Genomic DNA, 20227 nt, shown 5'->3' with positions numbered 1-20227 from the left:
AGCGTTTGTGTCTGGGAAAACAAGCCGCTAATAATGTTCAACTCATCAGAACATTTTTGCTAACATCCGAGCTTGCACAGCGCCTGGCGCTGGGTGTAACGGATGTTTAGATAAGGTAACTATTAGTCGACGTGACTGCGAAATATAATGCAGCTTCTGATGTGAGTGAATTGAAGTTGCGTTTGGATCAGGCTCAATTGTCCTACCGCGATGTGTCATTAAAATCGCGTCGTGAAATCGTTATTTTAAAACGCCTGATTGCCCGTATGTCCGTCGCCTGCAAGGGCTTGGATAGCGAACTGGACAAACGGCTTGATACCCTGCGTACCGATCTCGAGCAAAACAAAGATATCAGCAAGATTGTGCCGCATCTGGCCCAGGTCGAACGGTTATTGCTCAGGCAAACCTCAACACATTCGACCATGGAACGCCTGTCTGAGCTTATCCGGCAAAGTTCTGAAAGCCTGAAACGCATCCCGGCCCTGCCGGTTCAGCTCAAACGCGACATCCATGATCTTCTGTCCCAGGCACCTGATTCACTTCACCACAGCCACCAGCAAATCACCCAACTGTTCGGTCTGTATGATCGTGCGCTGAAACTACTGACAGTCCCTGTCAGTATCGAACGTGAATCACGCTCAAAAGACAACGATTTACAGCATAAGCTGTGCAATGAGCTGCAACAGATCATCACAGAGCTGGATGCTGAAGGTGAATCCGGCGAACAGTTACTGGCCATACGGCACCAGTTGCTCGCCGGTGTCGAGCCCATTTCACTGGTCGAACTGTGTCTGGATGTGTTGCGGTTGGCGCTGGACAGCTTTATTCACGAACGCCGCCATTCGCAAAAATTTCTTGATGTCATCAGCGGCGATCTGGCGGCACTGGAACAAACGGCGCGCCAGACCGCCGATCAGGGGCAAGCACTGCACAAGCACCGCGCGGAACTGACTGCCGAACTTGGCCAATTGTCTGACCGCTTCCACCACGCACTGACGCAATACACTAACCTGGAAAGCTGGCGCGGTGCCGCGCATTCTCTTGATACCTCACTCAGACAACTGGTCGAGCGCCAGCGCTCACTGGAGAACCGTGAACAGGCGCTGCTGGAGCAACTGCATTATCACCAGAATCGTGCCGAGCACCTGTATCAGCAAACACAGAACCAGCATCGTCAGATTGAAGATCTGCAACGCCGGATATTCCTGGATCCCCTGACCCGTGTTTACAACCGGGCGGCTTTTCATGACCGCCTGGAGCACGAATACCGCCGCTGGATTCGCTATCAGCACCCGCTGTGCCTGGCCATTGTCAATATCGATCACTTCGGGGATCTCAATGACAACTATGGTTTCCAGGCCGGCGACAAAGTGCTGAAGATTATCGCCCGTACTGTGCACCAGCATCTCAGAGATACCGACTTTATCGCCCGGGTCGGCAATGACGAGTTCATGCTGATCCTGCCTGATATCGCCGAAGATGAACGTCATCGCCGGCTGTCCGGTATTCGTGAAGCCATTTTGCAGCTCCCCTTCCGGTTCAGGGAGAAGAATGTCACCATTTCGGCCTCAATAGGCGCGACGCTGTTTGATGACACCGACACCCCAAGTACGGTGATTGAGCGGGGGCAAAAGGCCCTGTCCAGCGCGAAACACGCTGGCCGCAACCACCTGATCTGGATCGCTTAATCACTGATTACACACTCAGCCACCGGTAAATCCAGGCTCTAACCTACTGCTACACAAACTCTTTTTTTCTCTCTGCCCTAGTCAAACCTGATAAGCCTGTGTATGTTCAATAGTACGGGTCAGGAAAAATGCCCGGTATTTCCATCCGCGGTCGATCTTTTATCCGCCAGGAAAATCGCTTACATACAGAAGCAGTTAGCCTCTGTATTCGTCTCCAGGGAGGTAAGCATGATTACACACATCAGCCCGGTTGGTGCGATGACGCTGCTGTCGCAGCTTGAAGTTGACAGTCTGAAGGCCACAGCGGCCAGCGACCTGTATCGCCTGTACCGCAACTGTTCGCTGGCTGTGCTTAATTCAGGCAGTAACAGTGACGATTCCAACGCACTGCTGGAACTCAATAAGTCATTTGATATCAATGTACTGAGAAGAGAACGCGGGATAAAACTCGAACTCAAAGATCCACCCGAGCACGCCTTTGTCGACGGTAAAATTATTCGCGGTATTCAGGAGCACCTGTTTGCCGTGCTGAGGGACATTATTTACGTCAACGTACACGTTAACCAGCGCAACGATTTAAATCTGACCAGTGCACCGCACATCACCAATTTCATCTTCAGTATTTTGCGTAACGCCCAGACAGTCCGCTCGCGGGAAGATCCCAATATCGTGGTCTGCTGGGGTGGCCACTCCATCAACCCGGAAGAGTATCAATACACCCGGGATGTCGGCCACCAGTTAGGGTTGCGTGAGATGAATATCTGCACCGGCTGCGGGCCCGGTGCGATGGAAGGGCCAATGAAAGGGGCCGCCATCGGCCATGCCCAGCAAAGATACGGTAAAAGCCGCTTTATCGGCCTGACCGAACCGTCCATTATTGCCGCCGAGCCACCCAACCCTATCGTCAATGAGCTGGTGATCATGCCAGATATTGAAAAACGGCTGGAAGCCTTTGTCCGCGTCGGTCACGGCATCATTATCTTCCCCGGCGGAGCCGGAACCGCCGAGGAGCTGCTGTACATCATAGGTATTCTGATGCATCCGGAAAACCAGGATCAACCTCTGCCTGTGGTGCTCACAGGTCCGAAAAGCAGTGAGCCGTATTTCCGCACCCTGGACAGCTTCGTGCGCGATACTCTGGGTGAAGAAGCAACCAAACATTATCAGATAATCATAGATGACCCGGCGAAAGTGGCCCGCATCATGAAAGCGGCCATGCCGCAAACCAAAGAATACCGCCATGAAACCGGCGATGCGTATTGTTACAACTGGTCGCTGAAAATCCCACCGGAATTTCAGCTGCCCTTTGAACCCAATCACGACGCCATGAGCAGTTTGGATCTGCACTTCAACCAGCGGCCGGAACAGCTTGCCGCGAACCTGCGCCGCGCGTTCTCCGGGATTGTCGCCGGTAACGTCAAAGAAGAAGGGATCAAAGAAATTGAACGCAAAGGCCCCTTCCTGATCAACGGCGATCCATCCCTGATGAAGCGCATGGATAAGCTGCTCAAAAATTTCGTCGCGCAGCGACGCATGAAACTGCCGGGCAGCGAATATATTCCCTGCTACCGGATCCTCACTCACCCCGACATGGTGAAATAATTTGCCATGCAACGTAGAATACAGGGCCAGCAGGCCCTGTTTTACTATTGTTGATATATATGTCCATACACTTAGTCGTCATTGATGCCCTCAACCTGATCCGCCGTGTGCATGCCGCCCAGCCGGGCGAGCCTGACATCGCCAGCACCAGTAAGGTGTGCTGTCAGGCACTGAGTAAAATTATTGCCATCAGTCAGCCAACACATATCGTGGCGGTGTTTGACCATCATGGCGATGACAGAGGCTGGCGGGCTGAGCTGCTGCCCGGCTACAAAGAAGGGCGCAAACCTATGCCGCCGGAACTGCAGGCGGGGATGGAGCAGATACAGGACGACTTCATGGCGCTGGGCGTCGACTCACTGCTGTCTGACGGCGATGAAGCCGATGATCTGATTGCCACCCTGGCGCTCAAAGTAGCGGACCATGGCGGTCAGGTCACCATAGTGTCGACCGACAAAGGCTACTGCCAGCTGTTGCGCCCGACTGTGATGATCCGTGATTACTTCCAGCAGCGATGGCTTGACAGCCCGTTCATTGCAAAAGAATTCGGGGTCCGTCCTGAGCAGTTGCCCGATTACTGGGGACTGGCAGGGATCAGCTCCAGCAAAATTCCCGGCGTGCCGGGGATCGGCCCCAAAGCGGCCTGTGAATTGTTACAACTTTACCCGGATCTCGACGCTATTCTGTCCGCAGACGATCTCCCGGAGAAATGGCGCAAGAAAATCGAACCCAACCAAGACAGCGCAAGAGCCAGTAAAGCGGTTGCCAGGCTGAAAACCGACTTAGAGCTTGGCTTTAATTTGCAGGATATCCGATTTCAGCTGGCGGGCTGAGCAGCCCGCCAGCTATCAGATCAACCAGTCTGAGCGGCTACGGCTAGTGAGGATGACGGTTATCCAGACTCTGGATATGGACCGTGATTTCTTCGCGGTCATGATAGAGGTGCTTGGCCTGCAGGCGGAATTTCATGCCATTCTGAATCAGAAAGACTTTCAGGTTTTCAATATCCTGCAGTACTTCTTCATAACGGCCTTTCATCGGCAGTTTCAGGTTGAAAATGGTTTCTTTGGCCCAGCCCTTAATCAGCCACTGCCCCACCAAATGCGCGACCCGGGCCGGTTTTTCAACCATGTCACACACCAGCCAGGTCACGTTCTTACGGGGCGGCTCAAACTTAAAGCCATCCACCATGTGATGCTTCACCTGCCCCGTATCCATCAGACTCTGGGCCATTTGCCCGTTATCGATAGCATGGACAAACATGGAGCGCTTCACCAGCTGATAGGTCCAGCCACCAGGGCAAGCCCCGAGATCCACGCCCCACATGCCAGAGGCCAGTCGCTCATCCCACTCTTCACGCGGAATAAAGACATGAAATGCCTCCTCCAGCTTGAGAGTAGAACGGCTCGGCGCATCCGCCGGGAACTTCAGCCGCGGGATCCCCATGAAAAATGGCGAGTTATTATTGGTGTAGGAATAACCGATAAAACAGCAGCCCGGTTCAGTGAAGCACAAGTGCAACACCGGCTTTTTCGGGTTATCTTTGGCGTACAAAGCCCCCTGCTTACGAAAGGCCTGACGCAATGGCACAGTAAACTTACGACAGAACTTCAGCAGTTCTTTGGCTTCGTTGGTGTCCGGGGTTTCGACCCGCAGATCACCACAACGCGGCAAAGCTTCCGCCACCGCCAGAATAGGACTGATGCGATCATCGGTCGGTAAATCTTCCAGACGTGCTGTCACTACCAGCATCTGACGGGCAAAAATCAGCTCAGAAAACGGCTGTAGTTGCACGAATTTATCAGCATCCCCTGCCTGATAAAATTCAAACAGTACATAACCGGTATTTTTCTTCGCACGCGGAAAGCCAAACAATTCGAGTTTATTGGCTTTATCCTGCACCTCTCCGGCACATTCGTTTTCAAATCCCTGACGGCAGTACAACAGAACCTGATTCACCACGAGTCCTCACGCAGAACGCCAGGCCGCCACAGCAAGTGACAACCAGGCTAGAATAAAACACAGTCCCCCCAGTGGTGTTACGGGACCAAGCCACTTCATCCCCGTCAATGCCAGCAGATACAGGCTGCCACTGAACAGACAGATCCCCACTGCAAATAACAGGGCCGCGTATGATAGCGCTTTTGCAGAAAAATTGCGTGCCCAAATACCGCAGCCCAGCAAAGCCAGACTGTGCCAGATCTGATAATCCACCCCTGTATTAAAAACACCCAGTAAATGCGGGCTAAGGTGCCCTTTCAGTCCGTGGGCGGCAAAAGCCCCCAAACCGACTCCAATGGCACCGCTGATCGCGGCAAAAACAATCATACTCCGGCTCTGCATTCACTCTGTCCTTCTGTGGTTTGTATTCATGAATTGATCTCAGTGTGATACGCACTGGTGAATAAAGCGGGCCAGCACATCGACAGCCTGCGCCAGATTGCCGGCTTCACTAAAGCCCGAGACTTTACGCGGTTTGAAACTGTGGTCACCGTCCGGCAGAAAAGACAGCGTCACTGTGTCGGCATAGCTCCACCCTTCCACCTCACTGCGGGTGCCAAAGGTATCGCGCTCGCCCTGCAGAATCAGGGTCGGAACAGCGATTGTTTTCAGATGATCGCCGCGAAAGTTCTCCGGTTTGCCCGGCGGATGAAACGGGAATCCCAGACAAGCGACGCCGCAGACCTTGTCCTGACAGTTGTGGACATCCGGTGCAGAGGCGGCAGCTTCCGTCACCATCAGGCTGGCCATACGGCCGCCCATTGATTTGCCGCCGATCACCAGCGGCCCTTGCGGGCTGAAATGGTCAATATGGCGCTGAAAATCCACCAGCAGCTTTGGCTGCCGGTCCGGCGGGCGCTTTTTACCGTCTTCCCGCCGTTTCACCATATAAGGAAAATCAAAACGCACCACGCGAATCCCTTCGGCGGCCAACCCTTGGGCAACCGCCGTCATAAACGCATGATCCATCCCGGCGCCGGCGCCGTGGGCAAACAGAAAGGTCGCAGCAAACTGGCCGTTTTCTGGTGTCGTTATCAGATATTCCACAGATTCCCTCTCATATGCAATTACCAGAATGAGCCAGGGTGAGTGGCTCATTCTGATGTTTAATCACTGGCCGACCGGCGCAGAACCGGCACACAGATCCAGACTAACGCTGTTGAGATCAGGCCATGGCCTCAGCCTGATATTCAGGCTGGGGAAGCGGGCCCTCTTCCTGTTCTTTACGGGCTTTCTCCAGCACCCAGTCACGGAAGATCTGGATCCGGCCGGTTTCGGCCTGCTTTTCCTGGCACACCAGATAGAAAGCATTTTTGCTCAGCAACGCCTCATCAAACGGACAGACCAGCCGACCGGCTTCCAGCTCAGGCTGCGCCAGCACATTGTTGGCCAGTGCAATCCCCTGACTGTGGATAGCGGCCTGCAACACCATAGTAGAGTGGCTGAAAATCGGCCCCTGATTGACATTGGCGCCCGGAATATCGAACTCGCGCATGTAGTTTTTCCATTCCTTGCGCGAGCCGTCATGTAACAGGGTGTGCTTTTGCAGATCAGCCAGGGTGTCCAGCGGCTTAGGGCCACTGAGCAGCATAGGGGAACAGACAGGCACCAGAAATTCCTGATACAACCGGTCGCAGCGCAGCCCCGGCCAGTTGCCGCGGCCATAATAAATCGCCACATCCACATCATCAGTCAGAGAGCCTTCATCCAGATCCACCGCTTTGATTCTGACATCCACATCAGGATGCTGCTGATTAAAGTCGCTCAGCCTGGGTACCAGCCACTGGATAGCAAAACTGGGAGATAAACTAATGGTCAGCGCACCTTTTGAGCCCCGTTCCAACACTTTGTCGGTGGCATCAGAAATGGCACTGAAGATATCTTTCAGATCGAGAAAATACCCTTGCCCCTCTTCAGTCAGCAACAACGAACGGTTACGCCGGCGGAACAGCTTCAGGCCCAGAAATTCCTCCAGCGCTTTAATCTGGTGGCTGACTGCGGCCTGAGTGACAAACAGCTCCTCCGCCGCCCGGGTAAAACTCAGGTGCCGGGCGGCAGCCTCAAATACTTTCAGCGAATTAAGTGGTGGGAGTCGTCTTGACATAATGTCCTGCCATACTGGTTGCATTAGTTTTTTTTATCCAGGTCATTATAAATTGTCGATTGTTCAAGTACCACAGAAACCCTAAGATTGGCGCCGCAATCTCAAGGGTAAAACGCTGTAATTTTGCTTAATTGCAGAATTGTTTATCAGATTCGGTTACCCCTCAGATTGCAATGTTGTGTTTGCATATTGCCCGGTCTCTTCTGGGCGGGTAGCCGTAGCGCTACCGATTTACTTCCTGTTTTTTGACCTGTCTGTCAAAACTTTTTTATGGCACTGCGCCCCAACGCGGTGCCATTTTTTTATGCGATCGGCTCTGCTTCCCTTGCCTCAGTGGCCAATAATGAGGATGATCCACGTTACAGGCTACCAACGAGTTTAAGCATGACTGCGCCATTTGACATTCAGACTATCCGCGCTCAGTTTCCTGCCGTTCAGCAGGATTCAGACCATCCCATTGTCTACCTGGACAGTGCGGCGACCGCGCAGAAACCACTGGCGATGATCCAGACGCTGGACAATTACTACCGCTACCAGAATGCGAACGTTCATCGTGGCAGCCACCAACTGACCGCCAGCCTGACGCAGCGTTTCGAACAGGCCAGAAAGACGGTGCGCCAGTTCATCCACGCCAGCAGCCCGAAAGAAATCATCTGGACGCGCGGGGCTACGGAAGCCTTAAACCTGATCGCCCAAACCTGGGCCCGCAGCACTCTGCAACCGGGCGATGAGATACTGGTCAGCGAACTGGAACACCATGCCAATATAGTGCCCTGGCAGATAGTTGCCGAGCAGACAGGGGCGAAAGTCGTCAAGCTGCCTATGCTGCCTGACTGCACATTGGACATGGCTGCCTTTCACCAGCGGCTGACGGCCAGAACCCGGATCGTGGCAGTCGCACATGTCACCAATGTGTCCGGCACGCGAAACCCGGTAGAAGCCATTATCACAGCAGCGCATGCGAAAAACGCCATTGTGGTTGTCGACGGTGCGCAGGGCATAGTGCATGAAGAGGTTGACGTTCAGGCGCTGGATGCCGATTTCTACGTGTTCTCAGGCCACAAACTGTTTGGCCCGTCTGGTATCGGCGTGCTGTACGGCAAACAGGCACTGCTGGAAGCCATGCCGCCCTGGCATGGCGGAGGAAAAATGGTGGAAAAGGTGTCGTTTGACGGCACGCAATTCACCGGCCTGCCGGGCAAATTTGAAGCCGGCACCCCCAATATTTCCGGGGTCATCGCCTTCGCCGCCACCCTGCACTGGTTGAACAGTATTGACCGTCAGGGCGCGGAAGCGCATATCCGGCACCTGTGCCAGCTTGCCATCGAGGGCATTAAAGACATTGAAGGTCTGCGAATTATCGGCCTGCAGCCCAATACCAGTCTGTTTTCGTTTATGGTTGACGGCATTCACCATCAGGACATTGCCACCCTGCTCGACCAGCAAGGGGTGACGCTGCGTGCCGGCAATCACTGTGCGCACCCTATGCTGGATGCGCTGGGGTTAACCGGGACTTTGCGTGTCTCTTTTGCCCTCTATAATAGCGAAGAAGACGTCGCCTGCTTTGTCGCGGCTTTGCACAAAGCCTGTGACATGCTGTAACCAGAGAGAGTGTCCATGACAGTATTCACCGATTTACCGAGCCATCCGTTCGGCACCACCATTACTCCTGATGACATTCTGGCCAGGATGCAGGCAAGCAGCGGCTGGGAAGACAGATACCGCCATGTGATTCAGTTTGGCAAACAACTGCCCGCCCTGCCGGAGACGCTGAAAAGCGAGGAAGTGAAAATCAGTGGCTGTGAAAGTCAGGTGTGGCTGGTTCAGCACAGTGAAAACGGTCATTACCATTTCGCCGCCGATTCCGACGCCAGGATTGTCAAAGGGCTGATTTGTCTGGTGCTGGCCGCCTACGAGGGAAAAACCGCAGCGCAGATTCTGGAGTTTGACATCGACGGGTATTTCGAACAGCTGGGATTACTGGCGCACCTGAGTCCATCACGCAGCAACGGCCTGAAAGCCATTGTCGACGCCATTATCACTAACGTGAGCCGCTGACACACGGCTCACGCAGCGGCGGCTGTCAGCGGTGTTTTTCAATCAGTTTTTGCAAAATGCGGGAGACCGCCACAAATCCGAAGGTCGCGGTGACCATAGTGGCCGCGCCAAAGCCGGTTGCACAATCCATGCGTTTCGGGCCTTCCGCGGTCGATTTGGCCTCACAGACACTGCCGTCAGCCTGAGGGTATTTGAGCTGCTCGGTTGAGAACACGCAGTCGATGCCAAATTTGCGCGCCGGATTTTTGCTGAAGTTGTAGAAGCGGCGCAGCATATTGCGGATTTTCGCCGCCAGCGGATCCTGAATGGTTTTGGCCAGATCAGCGATCTGAATCTGGGTCGGATCTACCTGGCCGCCCGCACCGCCTGTGGTGATCACCTTGATTTTATTTCGCTTGCAGAACGCCAGCAACGCCGCTTTGGGCTTGACACTGTCAATCGCATCCAGCACATAATCAAACTGACTGCCTATGTACTCGGGGATGTTTTCCGGGGTAATAAAATCGTCAATCAGGTTCACTTTACAGTCCGGATTGATTAACGCAATCCGCTCTGCCATCACCTCAATCTTACTGCGGCCTACCGTCCCCGACATGGCATGGATCTGACGGTTAATATTCGTCACACAGACATCATCCATGTCGATCAGCGTCAGTTGGCCGATACCAGAGCGGGCCAGGGCTTCGGCAGCCCAGGAACCGACACCGCCGATGCCAATCACACAGACATGAGCAGCCCTCAGGATCTCAACCTCCTGATGGCCATACAGTCTGCGGGTACCACCAAAACGCTGGTTATAATTGTCTGATGCTGGAGTGTCGGGATGTTGCATAACGGCCTGTCAGAGTGTGTTGAGAATGAGCGCGTTTTTATACGCGCTCTGCTGTCAGTTGTCCAGTCCCTGCGCCTGTTGAACCGGCTGGGCTACCACAGCTTCCTCATTGAAAGTCAGCGTGGTATCCACCGGCGATACGACTGTTTTTTGAGTGGCTTCAATTCTCTGTGCCGTCAGCTCAGCGTCGGTATCTGGCGTCAGCCCCAGTTTCCATACCCGGCCAAAATGCTTGTAATGCCCGGCATCGATGCCGGCCTGAGCGCCCATACCATGGTAGAGATCCAGATGATTACGCTTGACTGCACCGCCGGTATCCAGCGCCATCAGCAAGGTTAATACATGCTTGCCGTTCCAGTTGCCGTCGGCATCCAGCTGGGGCACTTCAGCCAGCAGCACACTGCCCATAGGTAAAAACTCCCGGTCAGCCGCCACCGAAGCCATAGGTAACAGCGGAATACCCGCCGTGCCTAACACATCCAGCTCGTCGCGCGGACTAAAAAAGACATAGGACGGATTCTGCTCCAGCAGTTCACGCACTGTGGCATCATCATGCTGACTGACCCACTCCGCGATGGCTCTCAGAGACATTTTCTCCCTGGGCACCTCGCCACGTTCAATCAGCACTTTGCCGATGCTGACATAAGGATGGCCGTTCTTACCGCCATAAGCGAAATACTGCAGTTCGTCATTGTCCTCGAAATGCACAAAGCCGCTGCCCTGCACTTCCATCATGAAAACATCCAGCTTGGAGGCGGAATACCCCAGTTCCAACCCCTGGCCTGCCAGTGCGCCATTGTAAATCTCGGCACGGGTCGGGCACTGTTCGTTACAGTCTGGCAGCGCGTAAACCGGGTATTTGAACCTGTCATCCTGCTCGTGACGCAATTCGATCACCGGTGAAAAGTAACCGGTGAACATCACATTGCCGTAACCATCACCGCCCCCCATCTGCTCAGTCGTCAAACCGTACTGAGAGAAAGATGTCGGATCACCGCTGTTCGCCGCCCAGTCTTTGATCTGCTGATACAAATTCTGATAACGCAGCATCATGGAAGGAGAACGGGTGAGCACTTGTTCCGCTTGCGCTTCGAAGCGGCTGTAATCGCGAGGTTTATCCGATAGCACATTGGTGACCGGGTTCAGCAGATGATCAAACTCGCCATCCAGGTATTGCTGACCGCGGTCAACCGGTCTGGCACACGCGGCCAGGCCGAGCACACAGGAAACAAAGGTCAGTTTTCTTAGCAGGGAAAATTGTTGGAACACAGAAATGCCTTAGTAATATCGACAGGTTAACGCATGGCAGGTTATCTCAAACATACCATGTCCATATAAAGCCACAATGTTAGGCTGTTTTATCATAACCAATGTCAAAGTCTTGTTTTGATTGTCACGAAAGATTAATAATACGCATTAACTGTCATATAAGTGTCACAATATAACGGTTTAATAAAAACGTCATACAAACGACATCATTGCCATGCAGGCAGACGATGTCATCATGGCAACAAAACGACAAACAGCAATGCGAGCACCTTTACGGGCTTTGAGCCCCAGAGCATGACATTTCAGGAAGGACTGGCATGAACAATCAGTTTAAAGTTGGCAAAGAAACCTTACTTGATCCAAACGCTGTCGAATATCAGTGGATCCGCAATCTGGCCAGTGACGGCAACTCTCCGCAACAAATCAATACCGTGATCCAACGCTGTCTGGGAGGCACAGCCCAGACTGCGGATACACTGCGCAAAGTGGCCTTAAACAAACTTCCGGTCCACCAGCTTTTTTCCCGGCTCAGGGAAGAAGAATAAAACCGGGTGACCTTTTAGCACTTTAAGAGCCCTGTTTGGTTTCCTGCCGTGCAAACGAAGACACATAATGCGCTGGCTGCTGGCGGATGAACTGACCTTCTTCAAAAGTATAACGGTAAGTCTCATCCCCCATGCGGTAACGCAGCTGACTGCCATCCCATTCATAGCTGGTGCTGACCAGACGGCCTGACACATAGACGCCATTAGCTCTGAGCTCAAACTGGTCCGCGGCGTATGGCGCCACGTCCTGCTCTATCCAGGTACCATAAATACTGGGCTCAGGTGCAGACGTAAACCAGCCGCCTTTGGCAGCTCCCACCGCAATAAAGCCACTTAAGGCAAGGCCGCTGATTAAAATAAACAGTACTGTGGCTGCCTGCCACCGGGTGTAATTATTGAATGCCATTAACATTGCCAGTCATCCGCACGTTCTACAACTATACGCCTATCTGGCGTCCCTCCGGTCCATCGAATAAGTGTGTAATGTCAGAATGGGATCTTGACTCAATATTTTCCTCCCGGCGAAGTCCCCCCTGAGTGATTTTCATGCTTGCTGCGCAGTGGATAAACAGGCAACATGCAGGCATGCTTGATCCCTATTAATTTTTGTAACGGAAGACAGAGTGAAGCTCAGAAGCACTGCGCTGGTGAAAGGTTTTCGCCAATCAGCGCCTTATGTAAATGCCCACCGCGGCAAGACGCTGGTGATTATGCTGGGCGGTGAAGCCATCGCCGATAACAACTTTCGCAATATCGTTAACGATATTGCCCTGCTGAACTGCCTCGGACTGCGCATCGTGCTGGTTTATGGTGCCCGTCCGCAGATCTCTCACCTGCTCGATGTGCACGGATACAGCACCCCGTACCATAAAAGCGTCCGGGTGACCGATGAACGTTCACTGGAAATTGCCAAGCAGGCCGCGGGTCAGCTCCATTTAGATATCACGGCCCGCTTTTCTATGGGTCTGAACAATACCCCTATGGCGGGCTCGCAGATCAATGTGGTCAGCGGCAACTTCGTCATCGCCCAGCCTTTAGGCATCGATGACGGTATCGATTATTGCCACAGCGGCCGCATCCGCCGCATCGATGTCGACGGCATCAAACGCCAGCTGGATCAGAACAGCATTGTGCTGCTTGGCCCGATTGCCAGCTCGGTCACCGGAGAGTGCTTCAATCTGACCTCGGAAGAAGTGGCGACCCAGGTAGCGATCCGGCTGGAAGCCGACAAACTGATCGGTTTTTGCTCTCACCAGGGCGTGAGGGATGAAAATGATCAAATCGTTTCTGAAATGCTCCCGGCGGAAGCCGAAGCCACACTGCAGCGACTGACAGAACAAAATAAAGAAGATTCAGGCACCGCGCGTTTTCTCCGTGGCGCGATGACCGCCTGCCGGGCCGGTGTGCCGCGCAGCCACCTGATCAGCTATAAAGAGGATGGCGCGCTGATCCAGGAGCTTTTCTCTTTTGACGGGATAGGCACGCAAATCGTCATGGCCAGTGCTGAAAAAGTCCGGGGCGCGAACATCGATGATATCGGCGGTATTCTGGCGCTGATTCGCCCGCTCGAGCAGGATGGCATTCTGGTTCGTCGCTCCCGCGAACAGCTGGAGCAGGAAATCAAACAGTTTACGGTGATCGAACGGGACGGCCTGATCATCGGCTGCGCAGCCCTGTATTCCTTTATGGAAGAGCAGATGGGCGAGATGGCCTGTGTGGCCGTTCACCCTGACTATCGCGACGGTGACCGCGGCTCCCTGCTGCTCAACCGCATTCGCCATCAGGCACGCACTCAGGGGCTGAAACAACTCTTTGTGCTGACCACCCGCAGCCTGCACTGGTTCAGGGAACACGGTTTTGTCGAAATCGATGTCTCTGATTTGCCTATGGCAAAACAGGCACTCTACAACCTGCAACGCCGCTCAAAAATCCTGACGCTGGCACTGTGAACCGCTACCGCCAGTCAATGACTGGCGGATAAGCAGCCCTCAGCTTAAGCTGGCTTCCAAGCCGCTGGCCCGCTCAATACAGCGCTGAATACTGCGCTGCAACACCTCCGGCTGAGCGTACAGGTACAGTCTTTCCTTGGCCCGGGTAACGCCGGTATACACCAGCTCCCGCGTCAGGATCGGGCTGAAATCCGGCGGCAGTATCATCAGGGTATCGGCAAATTCCGAGCCTTGCGATTTATGAATTGTCATCGCATACACCAGCTCGTGCTCCGGCAGGCGGCTGGGCAGGAAACTGCGAATACTGCCGTCCGGCATGTCGAAATACACCCGGAGTGCCGGGCGGCCTTTGCTGTCAGTCCGGCCGTCAGGGTCTGGCATCGCAATACCGATATCGCCGTTATACAACCCCAGACCATGATCATTACGGGTGATCATTACCGGCCGCCCGACATACCAGGTTTCCTCGCCGGGAGCGATCAGCCCCTCTTTGGCCAGTTGCCGTTCAATGCGTGTATTCAGCCCTTTAACGCCAAAATCCCCTTCCCTGAGCGCACACAGCAGCCTGACGCTGGCAAACGCCTGCAGCACCTCGCCGGGCTCTTTCCCCTCAGCAATCGCCTCAAGATAGCGGCGATAAAAAACGGACATCTGTGTGATCAGACGCTGGTAATGCTCAGCACTGAGCGGGTACTGATGAATATCAGTAAAATTCTGTTGCCACACAGTCGCCAGCCTGTCGGGCTGGCCGCTGTTGATGGCTTTAGCCAGTTGGCCTATGCCTGACAAGGCATGAAAACGGTAGCTTTTTTGCAAAACACACAGACAATCCGCCACCGGACTCTGCCCGCCTGACGGCCCGGCCGGCAGCACAAAGCCCGTCATCTCACTGAGCTGCCTGGCTTGCTCAGCACTGTAGCCCTGACCGGAAAATGCGCAGATATCGCCAAGCACAGCGCCCGCCTCCACCGAAGCCAGCTGGTCTTTGTCGCCCAGCAGAATCAGCTTGCAGTGAACAGGCAGTGCTTCCAGCAGGCGGGCCATCATAGGCAAATCGACCATAGAGGCTTCATCCACCACCAGCACATCGGCATGCAGCGGATTCGCGGCGTGATGGCGGAAAGAGGCCCGGCCCGGAATGGCACCGAGCAGACGGTGCAGGGTACTGGCCTGGGTCGGAATCGCCGACTGAACCGCCGGCGGCACAGGCAAGGACTGGACCGCCTTGCCGATCGATTCGGTCAGGCGTGCGGCCGCCTTTCCTGTCGGCGCCACCAGCACAATATGGGGCACTCTGGCTGAATCGAGCGTTTCTGTATCGGGTTGCTCCTGTATCACCAGCGCCGCCAGCAACTTGGCCACTGTGGTGGTTTTCCCTGTTCCCGGCCCGCCGGAGATCACCGCAAACTGACGACTGAGAGCGGTCGCGGCCGCCACTTTCTGCCAGTTCAGACAAGCGGCATCCGGGATCAGCCGATCAAGCAGCGCCAAATCGGAAAAGCGCTGCGCCTGACACAGCACACTGTCTATCTCAGCCCAGTTCAGGGTTTCCGCTGCCACCACATCCAGCTTATCGCACACCATCATCCGCCGCTGCTCCGCACTGTCAGTGCCGTTGCGTCGTAAATCAGCCAGAGCGTCATAAATATAGCGATAATTGCGTGAAAACAGGGTGTCCAGCATGCCGGCCTGACGCCCTCCCCGGACATGCCCCTGCCCGGCAGAGACCAGCAGCCGCTGCGCGACTGTCTGTTCATATTGCCAGTAACGATGCAGATACAACCGGTTGTCAATCAATACCAAAGGCGTGGGCTGAGAGCCATCGGACACCGCAGCGGACCGGCTCAGCACAGCTGGCCAGCTGGCGGGCAAGCGCCAGGCGGCCGGCAATGCCGCCAGCAGCGATTCTGCCATCTCTCTTGGCAGCCCCAGAGGCGGGCTGGTTGCAATAGCCAGCGGCAGACACACATGGCCGCGCCCCAGCTCCTGACTGAGCCAGGCGGCCGCCAGAGCCAGCACCTGTTGCAAGGCTTCATCATCCTGCCCGCTAACCGACTGACAGATAAACTTGGCAAACTGGCTGTCCAGCGGTCGCAGCACGCCCTGACGGGTCAATCGATCAAGCTGGCCGATAACAGTGATATCATCCGTAGTGTGGCTTAACAGGCTCATCAGGCAGGCTCTCCCTGGCTGATCTGACCGTCAATCAGCTGTTCCAGTTCGTTCAGCAGCGCATGGCTTGGCCGGGCATGAAAAATACCACTGTGATCTTCGGCCCGTATGCCCCGTAAGAACAGGTAATACACGCCGCCAAAATGCTGCTCATAATCGTAATCGGCTTTTCTGCTTTTCAGAAAGCGGTGCAGCGCCAGCGCATAGAGCTGGTATTGCAGATCATAACGGTGTTCACGCATCGCCGTATTCAATGCCTCCCCCCGGTAAGCCTCATGGGTGTCTCCCAGCCAGTTCGATTTCCAGTCCAGCACGTAATATTTCCCCTGATACTCAAACACCAGATCGATAAACCCTTTCAGCATCCCGCTGACCGTAGAGAAACCCAGCTCCCCTGCTTTTGCCGACAAGGCATCATGCCGGGCCAGCGTTTTATTCAGCAGGGCCGATGACAGCAGGTGAATCGGCAGCATGAATTCCATCTCGACCAGACGTTGCTGGGGCTGAAGGGTGCCAAGACGTAAATCCTGACCATCCAGGGCGCAGTTCAGTACCTGGGTCAGCAATTGCTGCAGTACCGGCAGCCACTCGGGGTCGTAATTTTCCTGTCGCAGTAAATCACTGATAACCTGCGTGGTTGCTACGCTGTCGGCCGCATCGGTGAATTCAATGGTCTCAAACAGGCTGTGCAGAAAGGTGCCCGGCCGGGCGCCTTTCGGGAAGGTGAACACAGATCGCTCAGGCACGGCCATAGCCATTTCATGGTCCGGATCATCCAGCAGGCTGTCTTGCGATGAATCGGTATCAAAACCGGGCAATTCACTGGTGGCGTCCAGCACCGAGTGGCCCTGCTTCACCAAGGCGGAATAACTGGTGATCCACCAGTTGTGTTCAATGGGATGTAAAAAGCGGGCCGCTTGCGGCACAGGCTGTTCGGTCAACGCCGGCTGCCAGAGCGACTCAGGCAGTGAAGGCGGGATCTCTACACGGATATCCTCACTTTGCGCCAGCGTATTGAGCGCTTCAGACAGCTCGGCCAGCCCGCCTTCTTTGCCGTTCTGAATCAGATAGCCCATCGCAGACAGGTGCAGCCCGGTGGGTTCTTTGGTACTGCGTCCATTGCGCAGCGGCGCCATACCGACATAACAGCCATAAACGGCCCGGGTCAGCGCCACATAAATCAGACGCAGATCTTCGGCCAGCCGCTCTTGCTCGGCCAGGGCCAGACTGCGCTCTTGGCCACTGACATCCAGCACCGCCTGCTGAGACTGGGGATCATGGAACAGCGCGGTTTCGGTGCTGCGGTAGCTGCAGACAAACGGCAGAAAGACCAGTTCGTATTCCAGCCCTTTGGATTTGTGGATGGTGACGATTTGCACCAGATGACTGTCGGATTCCAGCCGCAGTTGCTGTTCGTCACTGTTACCGTTCGGCGAGGCCATGTGTTCAGCCAGCCAGCGGATCAAGGCCTGATCACTGTCCAGGGTCTGACTGGCCTGCTGGAGCAGCTCACCCAGATGCAGTAAATCCGTCAGTCTGCGCTCACCGCCGTTTTCGCCCAGCAGACGTTCGGCGATCTGACGGCGTGTTAAAGCATGACGAATCATAGGGAGCACTCCGCGGCGCAGCCACAGGCTGCGATAGTCACGAAACTCCGCAATCCAGCGCTCCCACTCGTCTTCTTCGTTATTCAGCCTGTCGAGCTGAAAGGCACTGAGCGCAAACAACCGGGTGGCCAGGGCGGCCCGCAAGGTGGTTTCCTGCTCCGGATGCAGCACGGCCACCAGCAAGCGAAGCAAATCTGCTGCTTCCTGACTGGCAAACACACTGTCGCGGTTAGACAGATACACACTGGGTATTCCCTGAGCAGCCAGTGCCTGGCGTACCAGCGCCGCTTCTGAACCGGTCCGCACCAGCACAGCAATATCACCGGCCGACACCGGCCGCTGCTCGTCCCCTTTGACCAATAACGCCTGGTGATCCTGAGCCTGAGTCAGGATGGCCTGAATCTGCGCTGCCGTCGCGGCCGCCATCGCCTGCTGGTACTCCCCTTTGCTGACCGGGGCGTCGGCGTCCATCTGCCACAAACACAGCGCCGGCTGGCGCTCACCGTTGAGCTGCCAGTGCTTGCTCTGCGCATTCGGGCTGGGCTGGACGGGCAGAAACCGGATATCGCTGTCATAAATAAACGGGCTGTCCGGCAGTGCAAACACCCGGTTAGCCGCCGCCACCATGCTGGCGGTCGAACGCCAGTTGGTGCCCAGCGTATAGTGGGCGCTGACCTGTCGCCTTGCCCGGATGTAGGTAAAGATATCTGCGCCGCGAAAAGCATAGATCGCCTGTTTGGGATCGCCGATCATGAACAATCCCGAGTCCATAGCCGCATGATCCGGTCCGGCCTGATCATCAGGCAGATACACTGTGCTGAAGATCTGATACTGGAGCGGATCGGTATCCTGAAACTCATCAATCATGGCAACAGGATACAAATGGCGGATCCTGGCAGCCAGTGCGCCTTCGCCGCTATCTTTGTCCGTCAGCAAAGCCGCCGCCAGCTGGGTCAGCAGATCATCAAACGACAGCCAGCCCTTGCGCTGCTTGGCCTCTGCCAGCAGTTCCCGGCAGGCCTGAATCGCATGGGCCAGAATCGGCTCTCTGACGCTGGGCTTGGCAGCCAGCAAGTCATGAATGGCGGCAAACACCGGATGTTGCGGCACTTCGCCCTTCGCGGTTTTCTCTTCCAGCACCGCCTGATCAAATTTCTCCAGCGCCTTGGGCAAGCTGTAATCCAGCGTTGGCTGACTTGACCACTGTCCCACTTCATCGAGGGCTTTGGGCAGGCTGGTTTTGGTATAGCTGCGTTTATTCACACCTGAGTCACTGATCAGTGCCAGAAAATCTGCCGCATGCTCGCGCCAGCCCTGTTTTACCGCCTCAATCCGCTGCAGATTCTGCTGATGCAGCTGCGTCAGATCGCCCGACAGCGGCGGGGCCATCAGCGTGACCGGGGCGCCGGACAAAAACGCATTGATATCTTTGAGCAGCTCTGCCGGTGCAGGCCAGCAACGGCGGATTTCATTCGCCAGTTCGCGGGGCAGAGGGTAAAAATAGCGCCGCCAGTAATCCGCCGCCACCTGCGCCCGCAGCTGGCTTTCTTCGGTAATGAATTCATTGGAAAACAGGCTGCCTGACTCGAAGGCATTTTGCGTCAGCATACGCTGGCAGAAACCATGGATGGTGAAGATCGCCGCTTCATCGATCTGCCTTTCCGCCTGCAGCAGCAAGGCCGCCGATCGGGCATGATCCGGCAGATCACGCAGCAGGGCCGCCAGAACAGGATCATCACTCATGTCGCGGCTGAAGGCGATCCTGGCGTCATGAATACGGCGACGGATCCGGTCACGCAGCTCGGCCGTTGCCGCTTCGGTGAAAGTCACCACCAGTATCTTGTCCACCGTCAGTGGCTGCGGGTACGCGGTATTGGCATCACCGTGTCCCAGCAGCAAGCGCAGGTACAAGGTCGCTATGGTAAAGGTTTTCCCTGTCCCTGCCGATGCTTCTATCAGTCGCGTGCCGTGCAGCGGAAACACCATAGGTTCCAGGGTTTGCGGCATGATGGCGGAGACATCTGTTGATGGGGTCAAAGTCATGGTCGTCAACCGGTTCCTGTTGTCAGGCTCGCTGCGGCTCATGCACTCAGTCCATAAGCCGCAGCGACAATAATTTAGGTTTCAGGCAGCATAAATGATGGAAAGCTGCCGTTGGTTTCAAAGCACTGTGTGATCTCTGACTGATTGGCTCTCAGCCAGCGGATTTTATTCTGATTCATCTATCACTATGGGATACGTTTCACATTTTCAGTGCCGGGCTTTCGGTAGTATCGCTGCCAAGAAATTTGGTCTACCTCTGGACCTTGTGGCCGACCGGTGAACACCCTACACCTTATAACGATTTTGCCGGCGGCCACCTCGCACCTTTCTCCTCGTACCATCCTCTTCGCACCTTCC

Annotated in this window: 16 protein-coding genes; 7 read left to right on the top strand and 9 right to left on the bottom strand. The window is 55.1% G+C overall.

Going from position 1 to position 20227, the window contains the following annotated elements; translation table 11 throughout:
* The first annotated feature begins 161 nt into the window (after positions 1-161).
* From H511_RS0106945 to xni, 3 genes are all read left to right on the top strand, one after another.
* Positions 162-1688 (top strand): GGDEF domain-containing protein, encoded by a 1527-nt coding sequence (locus H511_RS0106945; protein ID WP_248616581.1) that lies wholly within the window; start codon positions 162-164, stop codon positions 1686-1688.
* A gap of 228 nt (positions 1689-1916) precedes the next feature.
* Positions 1917-3290, top strand: coding sequence for a nucleotide 5'-monophosphate nucleosidase PpnN (ppnN, locus tag H511_RS0106940; protein WP_027251646.1), 1374 nt, complete (start codon positions 1917-1919; stop codon positions 3288-3290).
* 59 nt (positions 3291-3349) lie between these two features.
* Positions 3350-4123: a flap endonuclease Xni gene (gene xni, locus H511_RS0106935; protein ID WP_027251645.1), complete on the top strand. Its 774-nt coding sequence runs from the start codon at positions 3350-3352 to the stop codon at positions 4121-4123.
* A gap of 43 nt (positions 4124-4166) precedes the next feature.
* On the opposite strand, the gene rlmM is transcribed toward xni, so the two are convergent.
* From rlmM to H511_RS0106915, 4 genes are all read right to left on the bottom strand, one after another.
* A complete protein-coding gene (gene rlmM, locus H511_RS0106930) occupies positions 4167-5249 on the bottom strand; it encodes a 23S rRNA (cytidine(2498)-2'-O)-methyltransferase RlmM (RefSeq protein WP_027251644.1) in 1083 nt (360 codons plus the stop codon).
* A 9-nt stretch (positions 5250-5258) separates the two neighbouring features.
* Entirely contained in the window at positions 5259-5633 is a 375-nt protein-coding gene (locus H511_RS0106925) for a DUF423 domain-containing protein (protein WP_027251643.1), read from the bottom strand.
* A 39-nt stretch (positions 5634-5672) separates the two neighbouring features.
* Entirely contained in the window at positions 5673-6389 is a 717-nt protein-coding gene (locus H511_RS0106920; RefSeq protein WP_051287970.1) for an alpha/beta fold hydrolase, read from the bottom strand.
* A 67-nt stretch (positions 6390-6456) separates the two neighbouring features.
* Positions 6457-7395, bottom strand: a complete 939-nt coding sequence (locus tag H511_RS0106915; RefSeq protein WP_027251641.1) for a transcriptional regulator GcvA — start codon at positions 7393-7395, stop codon at positions 6457-6459.
* A gap of 384 nt (positions 7396-7779) precedes the next feature.
* On the opposite strand from H511_RS0106915, the gene csdA reads away from it, so the two are divergent.
* Both csdA and csdE read left to right on the top strand, forming a co-directional pair.
* The gene (gene csdA, locus H511_RS0106910; RefSeq protein ID WP_027251640.1) at positions 7780-8997 is read left to right on the top strand and encodes a cysteine desulfurase CsdA; all 1218 of its coding nucleotides are present in this window, start codon (positions 7780-7782) and stop codon (positions 8995-8997) included.
* 15 nt (positions 8998-9012) lie between these two features.
* A complete protein-coding gene (csdE, locus tag H511_RS0106905) occupies positions 9013-9453 on the top strand; it encodes a cysteine desulfurase sulfur acceptor subunit CsdE (RefSeq protein WP_036759059.1) in 441 nt (146 codons plus the stop codon).
* Between the two features lie 25 nt (positions 9454-9478).
* Here the strand turns inward: csdE and tcdA are convergent, their stop codons facing one another.
* Both tcdA and mltA read right to left on the bottom strand, forming a co-directional pair.
* Positions 9479-10285 (bottom strand): tRNA cyclic N6-threonylcarbamoyladenosine(37) synthase TcdA, encoded by an 807-nt coding sequence (gene tcdA / locus H511_RS0106900; RefSeq protein ID WP_027251638.1) that lies wholly within the window; start codon positions 10283-10285, stop codon positions 9479-9481.
* Between the two features lie 54 nt (positions 10286-10339).
* Positions 10340-11536, bottom strand: a complete 1197-nt coding sequence (gene mltA / locus H511_RS22810) for a murein transglycosylase A (protein ID WP_081669216.1) — start codon at positions 11534-11536, stop codon at positions 10340-10342.
* A 335-nt stretch (positions 11537-11871) separates the two neighbouring features.
* On the opposite strand from mltA, the gene H511_RS0106890 reads away from it, so the two are divergent.
* The gene (locus H511_RS0106890; protein ID WP_027251637.1) at positions 11872-12099 is read left to right on the top strand and encodes a hypothetical protein; all 228 of its coding nucleotides are present in this window, start codon (positions 11872-11874) and stop codon (positions 12097-12099) included.
* 22 nt (positions 12100-12121) lie between these two features.
* Here H511_RS0106890 and H511_RS22805 read toward each other — a convergent pair whose 3' ends face one another.
* The gene (locus tag H511_RS22805; RefSeq protein WP_051287968.1) at positions 12122-12505 is read right to left on the bottom strand and encodes a DUF2850 domain-containing protein; all 384 of its coding nucleotides are present in this window, start codon (positions 12503-12505) and stop codon (positions 12122-12124) included.
* A gap of 217 nt (positions 12506-12722) precedes the next feature.
* On the opposite strand from H511_RS22805, the gene argA reads away from it, so the two are divergent.
* Positions 12723-14048, top strand: a complete 1326-nt coding sequence (gene argA / locus H511_RS0106880) for an amino-acid N-acetyltransferase (RefSeq protein ID WP_027251636.1) — start codon at positions 12723-12725, stop codon at positions 14046-14048.
* A gap of 39 nt (positions 14049-14087) precedes the next feature.
* On the opposite strand, the gene recD is transcribed toward argA, so the two are convergent.
* Both recD and recB read right to left on the bottom strand, forming a co-directional pair.
* Positions 14088-16220 (bottom strand): exodeoxyribonuclease V subunit alpha, encoded by a 2133-nt coding sequence (gene recD / locus H511_RS0106875; protein WP_051287966.1) that lies wholly within the window; start codon positions 16218-16220, stop codon positions 14088-14090.
* Positions 16220-19864, bottom strand: a complete 3645-nt coding sequence (gene recB / locus H511_RS0106870; protein WP_027251634.1) for an exodeoxyribonuclease V subunit beta — start codon at positions 19862-19864, stop codon at positions 16220-16222. Before recB ends, recD begins: the two co-directional genes overlap by 1 nt.
* Positions 19865-20227 lie beyond the last annotated feature (363 nt).

The organism is Photobacterium halotolerans DSM 18316 (assembly GCF_000425165.1).
In the GTDB taxonomy this organism is placed as follows: Bacteria; Pseudomonadota; Gammaproteobacteria; order Enterobacterales; family Vibrionaceae; genus Photobacterium; species Photobacterium halotolerans.
This window is presented reverse-complemented; position numbering and strand designations above follow the sequence as displayed.